The 16069-nt window shown below is 46.1% G+C and carries 15 protein-coding genes; 1 reads left to right on the top strand and 14 read right to left on the bottom strand.

The window, feature by feature from the left end; genetic code table 11:
* Positions 1-2: 2 nt before the first annotated feature.
* From folD to mutS, 13 genes are all read right to left on the bottom strand, one after another.
* Positions 3-884 (bottom strand): bifunctional methylenetetrahydrofolate dehydrogenase/methenyltetrahydrofolate cyclohydrolase FolD, encoded by an 882-nt coding sequence (gene folD / locus J7K63_02170; GenBank protein MCD6233830.1) that lies wholly within the window; start codon positions 882-884, stop codon positions 3-5.
* Positions 885-899: 15 nt separating this feature from the next.
* On the bottom strand, positions 900-2444 hold the full coding sequence (rny, locus tag J7K63_02175; GenBank protein MCD6233831.1) for a ribonuclease Y: 1545 nt from the start codon (positions 2442-2444) through the stop codon (positions 900-902).
* Positions 2445-2493: 49 nt separating this feature from the next.
* Positions 2494-2799, bottom strand: a complete 306-nt coding sequence (gene zapA / locus J7K63_02180; GenBank protein ID MCD6233832.1) for a cell division protein ZapA — start codon at positions 2797-2799, stop codon at positions 2494-2496.
* A complete protein-coding gene (locus J7K63_02185) occupies positions 2783-3010 on the bottom strand; it encodes a hypothetical protein (protein ID MCD6233833.1) in 228 nt (75 codons plus the stop codon). Before J7K63_02185 ends, zapA begins: the two co-directional genes overlap by 17 nt.
* A complete protein-coding gene (locus J7K63_02190; GenBank protein ID MCD6233834.1) occupies positions 3010-5406 on the bottom strand; it encodes a phenylalanine--tRNA ligase subunit beta in 2397 nt (798 codons plus the stop codon). The genes J7K63_02185 and J7K63_02190 overlap by 1 nt, the downstream gene beginning before the upstream one ends.
* Positions 5407-5434: 28 nt before the next feature.
* A complete protein-coding gene (gene pheS, locus J7K63_02195) occupies positions 5435-6448 on the bottom strand; it encodes a phenylalanine--tRNA ligase subunit alpha (protein MCD6233835.1) in 1014 nt (337 codons plus the stop codon).
* Positions 6449-6460: 12 nt separating this feature from the next.
* A complete protein-coding gene (gene rplT / locus J7K63_02200; GenBank protein ID MCD6233836.1) occupies positions 6461-6805 on the bottom strand; it encodes a 50S ribosomal protein L20 in 345 nt (114 codons plus the stop codon).
* A gap of 12 nt (positions 6806-6817) precedes the next feature.
* On the bottom strand, positions 6818-7012 hold the full coding sequence (gene rpmI / locus J7K63_02205) for a 50S ribosomal protein L35 (protein ID MCD6233837.1): 195 nt from the start codon (positions 7010-7012) through the stop codon (positions 6818-6820).
* Between the two features lie 15 nt (positions 7013-7027).
* A complete protein-coding gene (infC, locus tag J7K63_02210; protein MCD6233838.1) occupies positions 7028-7543 on the bottom strand; it encodes a translation initiation factor IF-3 in 516 nt (171 codons plus the stop codon).
* A 39-nt stretch (positions 7544-7582) separates the two neighbouring features.
* Positions 7583-9514 carry a threonine--tRNA ligase gene (thrS, locus tag J7K63_02215; GenBank protein MCD6233839.1) on the bottom strand — a complete coding sequence of 644 codons (1932 nt, stop codon included), beginning with the start codon at positions 9512-9514 and terminating at the stop codon, positions 7583-7585.
* A 371-nt stretch (positions 9515-9885) separates the two neighbouring features.
* Positions 9886-10482 carry a hypothetical protein gene (locus J7K63_02220; GenBank protein ID MCD6233840.1) on the bottom strand — a complete coding sequence of 199 codons (597 nt, stop codon included), beginning with the start codon at positions 10480-10482 and terminating at the stop codon, positions 9886-9888.
* A gap of 461 nt (positions 10483-10943) precedes the next feature.
* Positions 10944-12002, bottom strand: coding sequence for a hypothetical protein (locus J7K63_02225; protein ID MCD6233841.1), 1059 nt, complete (start codon positions 12000-12002; stop codon positions 10944-10946).
* A complete protein-coding gene (mutS, locus tag J7K63_02230; protein MCD6233842.1) occupies positions 11980-14547 on the bottom strand; it encodes a DNA mismatch repair protein MutS in 2568 nt (855 codons plus the stop codon). The genes J7K63_02225 and mutS overlap by 23 nt, the downstream gene beginning before the upstream one ends.
* A gap of 393 nt (positions 14548-14940) precedes the next feature.
* On the opposite strand from mutS, the gene J7K63_02235 reads away from it, so the two are divergent.
* Positions 14941-15603 carry a CpXC domain-containing protein gene (locus J7K63_02235; GenBank protein MCD6233843.1) on the top strand — a complete coding sequence of 221 codons (663 nt, stop codon included), beginning with the start codon at positions 14941-14943 and terminating at the stop codon, positions 15601-15603.
* A 21-nt stretch (positions 15604-15624) separates the two neighbouring features.
* Here J7K63_02235 and J7K63_02240 read toward each other — a convergent pair whose 3' ends face one another.
* Positions 15625-15936 (bottom strand): NGG1p interacting factor NIF3, encoded by a 312-nt coding sequence (locus J7K63_02240; protein ID MCD6233844.1) that lies wholly within the window; start codon positions 15934-15936, stop codon positions 15625-15627.
* Positions 15937-16069: the final 133 nt, after the last annotated feature.

A 16069-nucleotide genomic window follows, 5' to 3' on the forward strand; every position in this document is an offset into this window, starting at 1 on the left:
TTTTATCTGTTTTGAAATTTAGCAGCTTTTACCGTATTCACCATGAGCATCGCAATCGTCATGGGGCCTACACCACCGGGAACGGGGGTGATGGCAGAGGCAATCTCGGCCGCTTCATCAAATTTCACATCACCTGTCAGGCGATACCCTTTTTCTGTTGAGGGGTCATCCACGCGGTTCATGCCCACATCGATCACAACCGCACCGGGTTTGATCATATCCCCGGTAATAAATTCCGGTACACCGGCTGCTACAATCAGAACATCCGCCATCCGTGTAATAGAACCCATGTCCTGAGTCCGCGTATGGCAAATGGTTGCCGTGGCATTGGCATGCTTCTTTTTTTGATACAGCATATTCAGCATCGGTTTACCTACAATGTTGCTCCGTCCCACAACGACGGCATGTTTCCCTTCCAGGGATATCTTATAGTAACGGAGAATTTCCATGATACCCGCGGGTGTACACGGCTGAAAACCCTCTTCATCCAGAATCAGCCGTCCCACATTCTCAGGGTGAAAACCGTCTACATCCTTTTCCGGACGGATACGGTGAATGATTTCAGAAGCATTGAGCTGTTTGGGCAAAGGCATCTGAACCAGAATTCCGTGGAATTTCAGATCATGGTTCAGTTTATCAATAATAGTATTCAATTCCCTTTGGGATACATCTTCCGGCAGGGTGATAGTTTCAGAAAATATCCCCAACTTTTCGCAGGTCCGGCCTTTATTTCTAACATATACCTTTGATGCCGGATCTTCTCCCACTAAAACCACGGCCAGCCCGGGATAGATATTCTCCTTTTTCAGAGCTTCCACCTCTTGTTTTACCGATTCTCTAACGGATTTGGCTACATCTTTTCCGTTTAAAAGCATCGCTTTCATGGTGTCTCCTCTCACTTATTTCGCATAGCTGACGGACCGGTGTTCCCGGATAACCGTCACTTTAATCTGTCCCGGATAGGTCATTTCATTCTGAATTTTTCCGGCAATATCATCTGCCAGCAGATCGGCATCTCTGTCGTCCACAGAGCTCTGTTCCACCATCACACGGACTTCCCGTCCGGCCTGAATGGCGTATGTTTTACTCACACCGGAAAAACCGTTTGAAATTTCTTCCAGTTTTTCCATCCGGTGAATATAGCTTTCCAGTGTTTGTCCCCTTGCACCACGACGGGAACCACTGATGGCATCAGCCGCCTGAACAAGGGCTGAAATGGGGTGAATCTTTTCCACTTCATCGTGATGGCTTTCAATGGCATTCACCACGATCTGGTTCTCACCGTTCCGGCGGGCAATTTCACCACCGATCAGGGCATGGGTTCCTTCAACATTTCGGTCGTATGCCTTCCCCAAATCATGTAAAAAACCCGCCCGTTTGGCCAGAGTTCCGTCAAAGCCAAGTTCTACAGCCATCAAACCTGCAAGCCAGCCCACTTCAATGGAGTGTTTCAGCACATTCTGTCCATAACTGGTCCGATATTTCAGCCGGCCGATAAAATGCATCATTTCGGGATTCAGGGGTGGAAGTTCCAGTTCCATCAGTGCATCCTGAGCTGCCTGAATGATGGATTCTTCAATTTCCTTTGTAGCCTTTTCTATCATTTCTTCGATCCGCGCGGGATGGATACGGCCGTCCTGAATCAATTTTTCCAGAGCTATCCGTGCTGTTTCACGGCGAATGGGATCAAATCCGCTCAGGACCACAGCTTCCGGTGTATCATCCACTATCAGTTCCACGCCTGTCAGTGATTCAAAGTGACGAATATTCCGTCCCTCGCGTCCAATCACCCGCCCTTTCATCTGTTCGTTGGGTAAATTTACAACGGTCACTGTTGTTTCCGCCGTATGATCAGCCGCCGAGCGCTGAATAGCTTCAATGATAATTTTCTTGGCTTCCTTATTGGCATTCAGCAGAGCCTGTTCCCGAATCTCCTTCACCTTCACCTGAGCATCCATCCGGGCTTTTTCAATCATGCTGTTCATGAGGATTTCCTTAGCCTCATCAGCACTCAGCCCGCCGATTTCCTCCAGTTTGGCTTGTTGCAGGCGAATCAGATTCTCGATCTCTTCAGCCCGTTGTTCCAGTTTTTTATCCTTTTTCCGAAGTTCATCCTCCTGCTTCTGAATGTTGTCGTACCGCTGGTCGAGGAAATCACTACGCCGCTCAAGGTTGCTCTCCTTTTTCAGGATTTCCTTTTCCGCTTCCCGAACATCTTTGAGTTTCTGTTTATACTCTTCCTCGGCATTCTGTTTAATGCGAAGGGCTTCATCCTTCGCTTCCAGAATCCGTTCCTTCTTAATGCTTTCCCCTTCTTTACGGGCATTTTCCAGCATATCCTGGATATGATTTTTCAATCCTCCCAGTTTAATACGGACATAAAGCCAGTAAATCAGGAAGCCTACTAAAAAGGATACCGTTGAACAAATAATAATATTAAGCATCGGTCATCTCCCGGTTAAAACCAGGAAAACCGGGCCTCTGCAGATAAAATCAGGTCTCGCTCAAAGAACGGTCAATCATGAGAATCAATTCCCGGGATTTTTGTTCCACACTGTCTAAAAGACTTTCGTGTTCATCCCGATATTCCAGATATTCGCCGGCAATGTTCATTGCCGCCAGAACAGCTATTTTATGAACAGCGGCGGAGGATGACATATTGGCACCGACTTCGTGCATCCTGTCATTTACCAGGGCGGCGATGCGTTTCAACTGCTCCACATCCACCTTGCCCCGCACCGGGTAGTCCTGACCATAAATTTTCAGAACAACCGATTTTTCTTCATTCTCCACGCTCATGGTTTAATTCCGCCTGTGCTTTCAGTTCCTCGTCAATCCATCCCGATATTTTCCGGAGACTTGTTTGAATTTTTCTCACAGCCTCGTGGATTTCGGGGGTTGGTTGATTTCGGGACTGACGAAGGCGAAGATTCTCCTCTTTTACAGACTGCAGATGTTCCACCAGCAGATGTAATTTGATTTCCAGTTCTTCAAGAGCCCTGATGTCCATTATCTGAGTTGAGCTCCATATTTCCTGATCAGTATGTTAAATATTTTTTCCATGATGCGGTCCACGTCCTGATCTTCAAGAGTCCTTTCATCACTCTGGAACCAAAGCCGGTAAGATAGGGCTTTCTTTCCGGGAGTGAGTTTTTGATCATCCATGAATTGATCATAGACAACCACATCCTTCAGAAATTTACTTCCTTTTTGATGAATTTCCTTCATCAGAGTTTCAGATTCCATGTTTTTATCAACAACAATGGAAATGTCCCGGGTCATAGAGGGATAAGGTGAAACCGGTTTGTATTTGAAAACCTCTTTCCGAAGTTCAAAAATCTCATCCAGTTTCAGCTCCAGAATGACCACCGGATATTCCAGCGGGTATTTATTCAGAAATTCGGGGTTATATTCACCGATTATTCCAATCCGTGTTTTACCCGAATAGATATCCATTAAAATGCGATATCGGTCTGTATCAAAATCTGACTTTCTCAGAGAGATATCCGAAATACCCAGGTTCCCGAGAAAACGGGTGAGGATACCTTTACCATAAAAGAAATCTGCCGGGGCCGGACTTTCAATCCAGTGAAGATCCCACATATCGCTGCATATCAACACACCCAGGTTTTGGTATTCACGGACTGTGGTTTCCGACGAGGAATCCTTTTCCATCACCCGCCCGATTTCAAAAAGGCGTACATGCTGCCGTTTCCGGAATACATTCAGTTTTAAATTGTGAAGAAGAGGCTGAATCAGGTCTGTCCGCAAATGATTCATATCCACTGAAAGAGGATTCATCAGGCTTACGGGGGTATATCCCCAGAGACCGGCTTCAGCCATATCACGGGAAACCAGGGAGTTGCTGATGGCTTCATGAAAGCCAAATCCCATAAAGATTTCACGAATTTTATTCAAAAAGGGATTGATCGAATCGACGGTTTCAGGCATGGAAAACTGGAGCCGTGCATTAGCCCGGATTTTGTTCAGTCCGTAAATCCGGACGATTTCCTCAATCAGATCTATTTCCCGTTTCAAATCCGGACGGAATGTAGGTGCAAGGACTGTAATGGATTTATCATCCATCGATTGAACAGCAATTTCCAGGGATTCAAAGATTCTCCGGCAGGTTTCCCGTGGGACATCCAGGGATGTGATTTTCTTCAGCCTGTCAAAATGCATGGTGATGAGAAGCGGCTCAATCTTCTCCGGATAGACATCAATCATCCCTTTTGCACAGTTCCCTCCTGCCAGTTCAAGGATCAGCGATGCCAGGCGATCCTGAGCATATACACAATTTGCATTGGGGTCCGTTCCCCTTTCAAAACGCTTGGATGAATCAGTGGAAAGCAGCTGCTGTTTAGAACCTTTACGGATCGTAGGCGGATCAAAATAGGCGCTTTCTATCAAAACATTCACCGTATCATCAGAAATTTCGGAATGGAGTCCTCCCATAATACCGGCCATGGCGACAGGTTTTTCCCCGTCACAAATCAATAAAACATTTTCTGAAAGGGTTCGTTTTTTGTGGTCCAGGGTTTCAAATGTCTCCCCTTCTTCCGCATAACGGACGACGATCCGGTGTTCAGCCAGTTTATCATAGTCAAAGGTATGGAGCGGGTGTCCCGTTTCATGCAAAACGTAGTTGGATGCATCCACCACATTGTTGACCGGCCGCAATCCAATCGCTTCGATGCGTTTCTTCAGCCAGTCCGGACTGGGTCCGATTTTAACATTCCGGATGACGCGGGCGGTATACCGTGGACAGCCGTCTGAAGCGGGTACATCCACCCGGGCCAGGGTATGTATCTCCGGTCCGGATTCCTGAAGTGTAATATCAGGAATTTTCAGGGTTTTACCGGTCAATGCAGCAATTTCACGAGCAACACCGATATGGGACATACAATCGGGGCGGTTTGCCGTTAAATCAATATCCAGAATCACTGTTTTGGGAAGGTAATCATTCAGGGATTTTCCAATCTCACAGGATTCATCAAGAACCATGATTCCCGAGTGATCCCCGGAAAGTCCCAGTTCATCTTCGGCACAAATCATCCCATTGGACGTTACACCCCTCAGCTTTGCTTTTTTCAGGGTGAATCCGGGGGCCAGGGTCGTCCCCACCGTTGCAACCGGGACTTTTTGTCCAGCAGCTACATTCGGGGCACCACACACAATTTGAACCGGTTTATCTTCACCGGTATTTACATAACAAACAGACAATTTATCGGCATTTGGGTGATTTTCTACGGACAGGACCTCTCCGACAATCACACCATCGGAAACATTCGGACCGGACGCTACAATGCGACATTCGAGTCCCGCCTCTGTTAACAGGTCACAGATTTCTTCAAGAGGTTTATCTATATTTACATAATCTTGAAGCCAGTTCAGATCAACTTTCACTGTAAAACTCCATATTCGGTATGTCGAATCAGAATTGCTTTAAAAATTCGACATCATTATCAAACAGCATACGAATATCATGGATATCCAGCTTTTGCATGACTGCGCGATCAACGCCCAGACCAAAAGCATACCCGGTTACCTCTTCCGGGTCGTAACCTACCGCCTTAAAAACATTGGGATCCACCATCCCGCATCCCAGAATTTCCAGCCAGCCTGTATTTTTACAAACACGGCATCCTTTCCCTTTACAGAGAAAGCAGGAAACGTCCACCTCGGCCGAAGGTTCGGTAAATGGGAAAAAACTGGTGCGGAATTTAATCCGGGCATCAGGACCGAAATACATTTTACTGAAAAGTTCCAAAGTTCCCCTCAGGTCAGCAAAGGTAACGTTTTTATCCACATAAAGGCCTTCGATTTGATGGAACATACAATAACTCCGGGCACTGATGGCTTCATTCCTGTAAACCCTTCCCGGAGCCACAATCCGGACCGGCGGTTTATGCTGAGTCATATAACGGGTCTGGACCGGGGACGTATGGGTCCTGAGCATAACCCCCTCATCTACATAAAAAGTATCCTGCATATCCCGGGCAGGATGATTAAGAGGCAGATTCAGGGATGAAAAATTGTACCAGTCTGTCTCCACTTCAGGACCATAGGCAATATCAAAGCCCAGTCGTGAAAAAATAGACAACATTTCGTCAATGGCCTGTGTTAAGGGGTGACGGGTACCTTTAAAAAAGGGAAAACCGGGAAGGGTATAATCTACATAATGCTCTTCATCCACCTTTTCCTGTAAAGTCTGATAGAGAAAATCCACCTGATTTTGAAGCTCATTTTTCAGGCTGTTCAAAGCCTGTCCGATAGCCTTCCGCTCCTGGGGTGCAACTTCCCCGATCCGGGAAAAGAGTTTGCTTACAATGCCTTTTCGCCCCAGATAAATGTTTTTCAGGTCTTCCCAGCTTTTTAAGTCACTAATACGTTCGAGATCAGTTTTAAACTGATCCCGAACATTATTGATTTTTTTCAGAAGTGTCATAAACGTGTTTTTCTACTTAAGTGATTCCACCAGCTTCTTGAAACTCTGAGGTTCACGAATTGCCATTTCGCTCAGTTGTTTCCGGTTGAGTTTGATGTTGTTTTCCTGCAGTTTGTGAATAAACACAGAGTAGGACATGTCGTACTGACGGACGGCGGCATTGATACGGGTAATCCACAGACGGCGGAAATCCCGTTTTTTACGCCGGCGGTCGCGATAGGCATACAACCAGCCCCGTTCGACGGCTTCTTTTGCAGTTTTATACAGACGGCTTCTGGCACCCCAGTAGCCTTTTGCCATTTTCAGTATTTTTTTATGGCGACGATGTCTTGGTACAGAACTATTTGCTCTTGGCATATTTCACCTCCTTTAAATTCCCAGCATCCGTTTTACCCGACGTTTTTCAGCACTTGAAACAACCGTGGGTTTTCTCAATGAGCGTTTACGCTTCGTGGTCTTGGATGTGAGAAGGTGACTGCCGTAAGCTTTCACGCGTTTGATTTTTCCGGTGCCTGTCACTTTAAAGCGTTTTGCGGCACCGCGATTTGTCTTCATTTTGGGCATTGAATGCGACTCCTTTCATTTGGCGACGAGATAAGCCGTTAAGAAACGGCCTTCCTGAGATGGTTCACTTTCCATGCGGGCAATATCCGACAATTGTTCGCTCACCACCTCAAGGACTTTGTGTCCATATTCTTTGTGAGCCATTTCCCGCCCCCGGAACATGACCGTTATTTTCACCTTGGATCCGTCTTCAATGAACTTGCGGATCTTTTTGGCTTTGGTCTCGATGTCGTGGACATCAATCCCGGGTCTGAACCGGATCTCTTTCATCTGTACGACGTGCTGTTTCTTCCGGTTTTCCTTCTCGTGCTTGTGCTGTTGATACTTATACTTTCCGAAGTCAAGTATCTTGCATACAGGGGGATTGGCATCCGGTGAGATTTCCACCAGGTCCAAATCTCTTTTTTCAGCTTCTCTGAGCGCCTCTTGTATGCTTACGATACCAATTTGATTGCCGTTTTCTCCAATGAGTCGGACTCTTGGAGCACGAATCTCCTGATTGATTCGTTGGCTGTCATCTTTTTTCGAAATAGTCTCTCCTTTGTTTCTGGTTAACAGGCGGACCCGAACCTATTCCGTATATTCAGGTCTTGATGCATCCTGCATCCTATCGATAAATTCATCGAAACGGAGCGATCCCTGGTCGCCTTTCCGGTGCTGCCGGATACTGATCAGGCGGTCTTCCACTTCTTTATCTCCAATTATACACATAAATGGGATTTTATTCAATTCCGCATCACGAATTTTTGCCCCAATTTTCTCCTGACGGTCATCAATTTCCACCCGAATTCCCTTTTCAAAGAGAGAATCGGCGATTTCGCGGACATATTCCAGGTGGCGATCCGCAATGGGCAGAAGTTTCACCTGGACGGGTGCCAGCCACATGGGAAAATGACCGGCAGTATCCTCAATGAGAATCCCGATGAAGCGTTCCAGGGATCCCATAATTGCCCGGTGGATCATAAAAGGCCGGTGTTTATTTCCGTCCGTGCCGGTGTATTCCATGTCAAATCGTTCCGGCTCGTTAAAATCAAACTGGATGGTGGTGCATTGCCACAGCCGGCCGATAGCATCCTTGATCTTGATATCAATTTTAGGACCATAAAAAGCGCCACCGCCCTCATCCACTTCAAAATCGACACCCTTTTTTTTCAGGGATGAGCTCAAGGATTCCTGGGCTTTTTCCCAGTCAGACGGATCGCCGACGGATTTTCCTTCAGGCCGGGTAGAGAGGTAAACTTTAAATTCCGTAAATCCAAAGGTTTTCAAATAATCAAAGGAAAACTGGATGAGTTTTTCCACTTCATAATTTAATTGATCCGGTGTACAGATGATATGGGCATCATCCTGAGTAAATCCACGGACCCGCATGAGTCCATGCAATACACCGGACATTTCATAGCGGTATACCGTCCCCAGCTCGGCATATCGAACAGGAAGATCCCGGTATGAATGCTGACGGCGCTTGTATATCATGATATGAAAGGGACAGTTCATAGGTTTTAAGTAATAATCCTGACCTTCCACCTCTATGGGACTGTACATGGAATCTTTATAAAAGCCCAGGTGTCCGGAGGTTTCCCAGAGCTCCGCCTTGCCGATATGGGGTGTCTGGACCAGTTCATAACCGGCTTTCCGGTGCTCTGCATGCCAGAAATCCTCAATAATTTTCCGGACTGTTGCCCCTTTGGGAAACCATAAAGTGAGTCCCTGCCCAATCCGGTCAGAAAAATCGAAAAGATCCAATTCCCTTCCAAGCTTCCGGTGATCCCGTTTTTTGGCTTCTTCCAGAAAATTCAGATACTTTTTGAGCCCTTTTTTATCGGAAAAGGCCGTCCCGTAGATCCGGGAAAGCATTTTATTCCGTTCATCACCACGCCAGTAGGCACCGGCCACATTTAAGAGTTTGAAGGCCGGAATTTTCCCTGTCGAGGGGATATGGGGGCCACGGCAAAGATCTGAAAATTCTCCCTGGGTATAGATGGACAACACCTCATCTTCCGGAATCTCACGAATAATCTCCACTTTGTAGGTCTCGCCCAGTTTTTCAAAGAAACGGATGGCTTCATCACGGGTGACTTCCCGGCGGGTAACCGGAAAATCTTCGGAAATGATTCTTTCCATTTCCTTTTCAATTTTGTCCAAATCATCTTCGGTAAAAGGGACCGGGGCATCAAAGTCGTAATAAAACCGGTTTTCGATAGCCGGTCCGATAGTGACTTTCACATCCTTGAAAAGTCGTTGAACCGCCTGAGCCATAATATGAGCCGTACTGTGGAGAAGGATATTGTGGGCTTCAGGAGATTTATAGGTAATCAGCAGTATTTCCGCATCATCCTGCAAAGGCCGCTTCAAATCAATCAGTTTACCGTTCACTTTTGCAGCAAGACAGTTCCTTGCGAGTCCTTCGCTGATTGATAAAGCCACATCGTAAGGGGTCGATCCTATGGGAAACTCCTGAATACTGCCGTCAGGAAGGGTAATCTTTATTGTTTCTGTCATTGTATTTCAGTTTTTCTCTCATCGTTGCGGTGTCAATTTTCAAACTTCGTATAATTTACATACCATCATGTGTTCATACAATTACTTTTGAAGGTTGAGACATTCAGAAGTTGAAAGGTTGAAGGTTTCATCGGTTTATAAGTAAGGGGGGGGTTGTATATTCATAAATTCTGTTGTTCCTATATAGGAAGATTCTTATGTGTACACACCCCCGGGGATAAAATAAATCCTACACTGGTAAAAATCAAGATTATATTATTTTTAATATATCATGCTTCCTCGCCCCATATCTCCCCCGATTGAAGTCTGGAACTGTAGAGAAAGCATAGCTTGTATGTATAAATCATTGCTCTTCCCCAATACCAAAATCATCACTCAAAATAATAATGTATTCCACCCTGAGGTATGTACATGATAATTTCAAATTCCGAATCTCCACTGATAGAAAGAGTGAGAGGCCATTCCAGAGCCACATGGATATTTTTGGTGATATTGTATTCAAAGCCAAATCCGGCACCGGCATTTACCCGTATATCGTTGTCCCATGTAGATTCTTCCTCAGAAATATACTGGCCGTTTTGGTGTTTTCGGCTGACTTCTTCTTCAGCCTCAATATAAATGGCTGATCCATACAAAAGATAGAGCGTGGATTTCTTTGCTTTACGGAGTGTTTTATAAAAATTGATACCGATATTTCCATTGACGTACATATTCGAGGCATACTCCGTGACAACGTAATCGAAGTGAAACAATTCATCTTCAGCTGTAAGTTCTCCATGCTGGTTCCAACCCACGAGTCCGCTATTGATCTGATAACCGCTTTTCTCATCAATCTTGCGGTACGAAAAGCCAGAACCACTAATCAGTCCGCCGCCAAATCCAATAGCTTTGGTAAGATTCATTCCTTCCTGTGCCCAAGCCACTGAAGTAAAAAAAATAAGACTTAATACAATACTTTTCCTTTTCATATCATCCCTCCTGTTATCATGATTCAATATCAATGTACAGTTTTTCAGGCAAATATTTCAAATTTTTTATCATGAATTGATGACATTGTCTTTTACAATAATGATTTACCTTACTCGAGGACAAATAAAGCAATATATTCTCAATATTTCATATTTATATTTAATACCACCTTATCTTCTGTAATTTTCTCTGTTATGATGTTCCCCGGGAAATGGGGCGGCAGAGTGACGAGGAGAGGAGACAGTGAGACCATAACAAAAATCCATGATTTCGTGAACTTTTGAACCTGTAAAGCCATAAACTTCTAACCACTCAAAGCGGACTTTCTACAAAAAAAGTGGACAGATAGATAAGCTTAAAGCAGCATGGTTTGTTCTAACTTCCGCTTTTCTGCAATGTAACACTCAACGGCCTGTCCAAAAAAATATTGAAAGACCAGTCGTATTGAGGAGTTCCATTCTCAACTCTCTTCAAGTAAAAAATCCGGATTAAAGGAAATAGCCACCAGATGGCTGTTTCCCAAGAGCTCATGGCTGTGCATCCTGAAGGCATATTCCAGTGTCAAAGCGTCGAGGGATATGGCTGTAAAGAGAGAAAAGACATTTCGAGAATCGTAAGCCGTGCCCAGAAAGAGGAGATTGCGGTAATCTATCAGCAGTCCGGGACGGAGATTCAGATTTCCCAGGGCATCAAAGTTTATCCCTTCCTCCCGTTGATATCCCGGTGTATACCGCAGTGTAAGCCCCGGATTCAACAGAAAAGGTCCGGTTGTCAGCGGCATACTCCAGGCGCTTTCAAGATAGGGTGTATAAAGCTGTACCGAACCATCTGAAAATGCCGTCACACCTGTGGGAAGTTGCCTGACGGCATATAAACTATGAAGTCTGTCCCCTTTTTTATAGGCATAAAGATCAAAAGCCAGTCCAAATCCGTTTTCGGCAATGAGATTCATCATGATGGCCTGGATTGTCATCCCGGTTTCAAATCCGCCGATTTCCCTTAAAGCAGTCCCAAGGGCAAGGGTGGTAATGCCCGATGAGTGATAAGAAACCTGATTATAATCCAATCGCTCTCCCAAATCCAGCAGACCGTTTCCCTCTCCTTCATCCCCGGTTCCGGGCATTCCGTCACTTCCCCAATCCAGCAAGGCATTCCGCGTATCGGGAATATGGTCCACTCCCACACGGGATATCATAAATCCCGCCGGTTTATCCTTAAAAAAGGTGAATGCATACGCTCCACTGGATGCTGTCACAAGCTGATTATAAAGCAGGGAATGAAAAAGAAACAACTGGTGGTTGTTATCCGACTCCAGTGCCAGGGGATTGTACCGCACGTTGTCACTTCCGGCATGATAAAGTCCCCACAACTGTCCAAACACACTGCCTCCCGGTCCGCCGGTGAGTTCCAGATGTTCATTCCCGTAGGATCGAAAGGGGGATTTCCCGGACAATGAGCTTACCACGAGGAGCAGCCCGGCAAAGATGGAAAGGGTTTTAGAGTTTTTTCTTAAGTTCATTGAGTTTTTGCAGTGCTTCCAAAGGTGTCATTTCTTCAATTTTAATGGTTTTAACTTCCTTGAGGACCTCATGTTCCTCCGCTTCAAAAATACTGAGCTGAATGGCCTGTTCTGCGCCTTTGATCGAGGGTTTCACCATCCTTTGGCCGTTCGGGAGTGTGTGATCACTGCCTGAAAGTCCATAGAGGATATCTTTTGCCCGGTTCACCACCTCAAGGGGAATGCCCGCCATCCGGGCTACATGGATGCCGTAGGATTTATCGGCGCCCCCGGGAATAATTTTCCGGAGAAAAACAACCTGATCCCCGTATTCCCGGACCGCCACATTATAATTTTTCAGCCGTTCCAGGATTTTCTCCAGTTCCGTCAGTTCGTGGTAGTGTGTCGCAAAGAGGGTCCGTGCTGCCACATCCGGCGAATTGTGGAGATATTCCACTACCGCCCAGGCAATGGAGAGTCCGTCGTAGGTACTTGTCCCTCGTCCGATTTCATCCAGGAGGATCAGACTCCGCCGCGTGGCCGTATTGAGAATGTTGGCTGTTTCGATCATTTCCGTAAGGAAGGTGCTTTCGCCAAAGGCCAGGTTATCGCTGGCTCCCACACGGGTAAATATCTTATCCACCAGACCGATGCGGGCACTCACGGCCGGCACATAGGATCCGATATGGGCCATGAGGACAATAAGGCCGATTTGTCTCAGATAAGTGGATTTTCCGGCCATATTGGGACCGGTAATGATGAGGATTTGATCGGTTTCCGTATCGGTGTATACATCATTCGGGATAAAAGATTCCCCCGGAGGCAGCAGGGATTGCACCACAGGGTGGGTACCCCCTTTGATTTCGAGGGATGTCTCTTCGGTTACTTCGGGACGGACCCATTGGTACCGGGATGCCAGTTCGGCAAAACAGGCCAGCACATCCAGCTCCGCCACAATCCGGGCATTGGTTTGTATTAATTCAATGGACCGCATCAGGTCATCGGCAAATTCCCTGAAAAGGCGGGATTCCAATTCCAGAAGTTTTTCCTCTGCCGTAAGGATTTTCTCCTCGTATTCTTTCAATTCCGGCGTAATATAACGTTCCGAGTTAACCAGTGTTTGTTTCCGGATATAATCCTCGGGGACCTTCCCGGTATGAGCTTTAGTAATTTCGATATAGTATCCGAAAACCCGATTGTAACTCACTTTCAGGCTGGGAATCCCCAGGCGTTTCCGTTCGGAATTCTGAAGATTCAGAAGGAAATCCTTCCCGTGATAGGCAATATCCCGCAGAGTTTTCAAATCCTCATGCCAGGAATCTTTGAAAACGTAGCCGTCTGAAATCTGCACCGGTGGATTTTCTTCAAAGGCATTCCGAATTTTTTCAGCCACGGCCTGTAAATCCTCCGGATTGCTCAGGGAAAAATCCAACCGGCCTTGCATCAAATTTCCCAGGGTAAGGCAGTGCTCCATCCCCTTTCCGTACTGGACAATCTCCCGGGGATTGATTTTCCCCGAGCTCAAACGGGCAGTTAAACGCTCCATATCGGGTATCTCCCGGAGGATGGCGTTGATATCCTCAAGAAGTTTGGGCTGATCCAAAAAGTGAGAGACATAATTCAGGCGCCTTTCAATTCTCTGGATATCCTGCAGGGGCTGCAGAAGCCAGTTCCTTAAAAGGCGGGCTCCCATGGACGTGTGTGTCTGATCCAGGACATGGATAAGGGTCCCCTCCCCCGTTTCACCGGAAAGGCGTTTGAAAATCTCCAGATTTCGGATCGTATACTGATCCAGTCCCATATATTCATTCAGGTGGATCCGCCGGACTGATGTAATATGGGCTAACTGGCGTTGAAAATTCTCTTTGATATAATGAAGCACCGCTCCGACAGCCCGGATTTCTCCACTCCCCTCTTCCAGGCTCAGTCCTTTCAGGGAGTGCGTGCGAAAATGCCCGTTGATTTGCTCCCGGCCGTAAACCGTATCGAAAATCCAATCCGGAAGGGGTGTATTCAATCCACCGTAATGGGGAACAAAAGATTTTATCTTTTCCTGCTGTTCATCACTGTAGAGAAGTTCTGACGGTGGACGGGCGTTGAAATAGTCCCGGATTTTCTCTTTGGAATCCCTCAGGAAAAAGAAATCCCCGGTGGATATATCGGACAGAGCCAGAACGGCACTGTTTTCACCAAGCCATAGAGCACCGAGAAAATTGTTCTCACCGCTTTGCAGAAACTTGTCATTTACTGCCGTGCCGGGAGTGACAATTTCTGTAATATCCCGTTTTACCAATCCCTTGGCATGTTTAGGATCTTCCAGTTGCTCACAGATGGCCACCTTGAGTCCCGCTTTCAGAAGTTTATGCAGGTAGGTATCCAGTGCGTGGTGTGGAAAACCTGCCAGGGGAGTATCCGCCGCCTTGCCGTTGCTCCGTTTGGTCAGGGTGATCCCCAACACACGGCTTGCGATCCTGGCATCGTTTTCAAATGTCTCATAAAAATCCCCCATGCGGAAAAGTACCACCTTATCCGGGTGTTTCGCCTTCACCGCTTTATATTGCCGCATGAGAGGTGTGAGTTTTTCCTTATCCGTCATAAGAGATAATTTACGTATGATAAGGAGGATTAGGAACGGAAGATTGATTTGATTGAGTCGGCAGTCGGTAGTCATCAGTCGTTAGTCGACAGTCATCAGTCGACAGTTTCCAAGTCCCAACACCCGTTAATCCACGCAAACACACCAGCCGCGTAGCGACGCTAAATTCTAACTTCTAACTTCCAAAAAAGGATTGGTTGATTGACAGCCCCGGACTTCAATCCGGGAGATTGAACGCTGCAGGTGCTGGAATACCCGTTCAAGACTCGCTACGCTCGTTTCCAAAATTCCAATGCTCTAAGAATTCTCCCGTGATTTATCCCTGTCAGTATTGTATATTCTCAAAAAATATGAGGGGGTTTGATGAGCAGTTCACATAAGGAAAAAATCACATGTCCGACCTGCGGACACCAGCAGCCGTTTGAGGTGTGGGACAGTCTGAACGCTTCCAAAAATCCCGAACTGAAAGAAAAACTGATACATGGTGACCTGACAACCATGGTTTGTGAAGCATGTCAGTCTGCAGTCTTTGTAAAATTCGATATGATCTACCACGATCTGAATAAAAAAATGATGATTCTTCTCCGGTATCCGGACGAAAACGGGAATGTACCGGAATTTGATCCGGAATCCCTGGGACTGGTAAAAGCCATGGGGGATGATTATATCCTTCGTTCGGTGTACAATTTCCCCGATTTCCTGGAAAAAATCCGCATTATTGACGATGGTTTTGATGATGTAACTCTGGAAATCCTCAAATACATGTTCCGTGTCTCCAACCATTTGGAACCGGATGAAATGTTACTGTACGAGGGAACCAATAACGGTCAGGAAGGTGAGAAGCAGATCGTCCTGATACGTCCCATGGGTTCGGAATACATGGCATATCACTACCCGGTGAATCAATTGCATGTACTGGATGACACGCGGCTTCTTATTAACCTGAATGATTTTAAAGAGAATGATGTCTGGCTGAAGGTGGATCAGGAAACAATTGCAGAACAACTTACCATGAATACAGACTAATTAATTGTACATTACGTATTATTATATGTCCTCAAGTTTTATCACATGATAGGCCGGTTCTTCATAGGGGTGACTTTCTGCCAGGGCGGCAATGACCGGTTTCACATATTGATCATCGCATACCAGTTCGATTTTATATTCAGCAACCGTTTCAACTTTCATGTGGACTCCTCTTTCGGGATGGCTTCCCGGTAAAGGTCTGAACTGTCCGCTTCCTTTTGTAACCCACGCACAGGAATCATAGCGACCGATTTTTCCGGCCCCTGCCTGAAACATGGCTTTTTTAACGGCCTCTGTATGGGATTCGGGGACGTATACGGCGATATAATACATAAGAAACTCCGTTTCTTTGAATGATAAATTTTCCCTCCCGCAGAGCTCGCTGATACGCAGAGAGTTTTGAACACTGCTTAGCAATATTTGAATACTGAGCGAAGCAAATCAATTGAACGCCACAAAGTGGCGC

The organism is Candidatus Neomarinimicrobiota bacterium (assembly GCA_021157965.1).
In the GTDB taxonomy this organism is placed as follows: Bacteria; Fidelibacterota; Fidelibacteria; order Fidelibacterales; family Fidelibacteraceae; genus Fidelibacter.

What these genes read in the sequence shown, in the direction of transcription:
- folD (MCD6233830.1), bottom strand. Translation starts at nt 884, where the DNA reads ATGAAAGCGATGCTTTTAAACGGAAAAGATGTAGCCAAATCCGTTAGA.
- rny (MCD6233831.1), bottom strand. Translation starts at nt 2,444, where the DNA reads ATGCTTAATATTATTATTTGTTCAACGGTATCCTTTTTAGTAGGCTTC.
- zapA (MCD6233832.1), bottom strand. Translation starts at nt 2,799, where the DNA reads ATGAGCGTGGAGAATGAAGAAAAATCGGTTGTTCTGAAAATTTATGGT.
- J7K63_02185 (MCD6233833.1), bottom strand. Translation starts at nt 3,010, where the DNA reads ATGGACATCAGGGCTCTTGAAGAACTGGAAATCAAATTACATCTGCTG.
- pheS (MCD6233835.1), bottom strand. Translation starts at nt 6,448, where the DNA reads ATGACACTTCTGAAAAAAATCAATAATGTTCGGGATCAGTTTAAAACT.
- rplT (MCD6233836.1), bottom strand. Translation starts at nt 6,805, where the DNA reads ATGCCAAGAGCAAATAGTTCTGTACCAAGACATCGTCGCCATAAAAAA.
- rpmI (MCD6233837.1), bottom strand. Translation starts at nt 7,012, where the DNA reads ATGCCCAAAATGAAGACAAATCGCGGTGCCGCAAAACGCTTTAAAGTG.
- thrS (MCD6233839.1), bottom strand. Translation starts at nt 9,514, where the DNA reads ATGACAGAAACAATAAAGATTACCCTTCCTGACGGCAGTATTCAGGAG.
- J7K63_02220 (MCD6233840.1), bottom strand. Translation starts at nt 10,482, where the DNA reads ATGAAAAGGAAAAGTATTGTATTAAGTCTTATTTTTTTTACTTCAGTG.
- J7K63_02225 (MCD6233841.1), bottom strand. Translation starts at nt 12,002, where the DNA reads ATGAACTTAAGAAAAAACTCTAAAACCCTTTCCATCTTTGCCGGGCTG.
- mutS (MCD6233842.1), bottom strand. Translation starts at nt 14,547, where the DNA reads ATGCGGCAATATAAAGCGGTGAAGGCGAAACACCCGGATAAGGTGGTA.
- J7K63_02235 (MCD6233843.1), top strand. Translation starts at nt 14,941, where the DNA reads ATGAGCAGTTCACATAAGGAAAAAATCACATGTCCGACCTGCGGACAC.
- J7K63_02240 (MCD6233844.1), bottom strand. Translation starts at nt 15,936, where the DNA reads ATGTATTATATCGCCGTATACGTCCCCGAATCCCATACAGAGGCCGTT.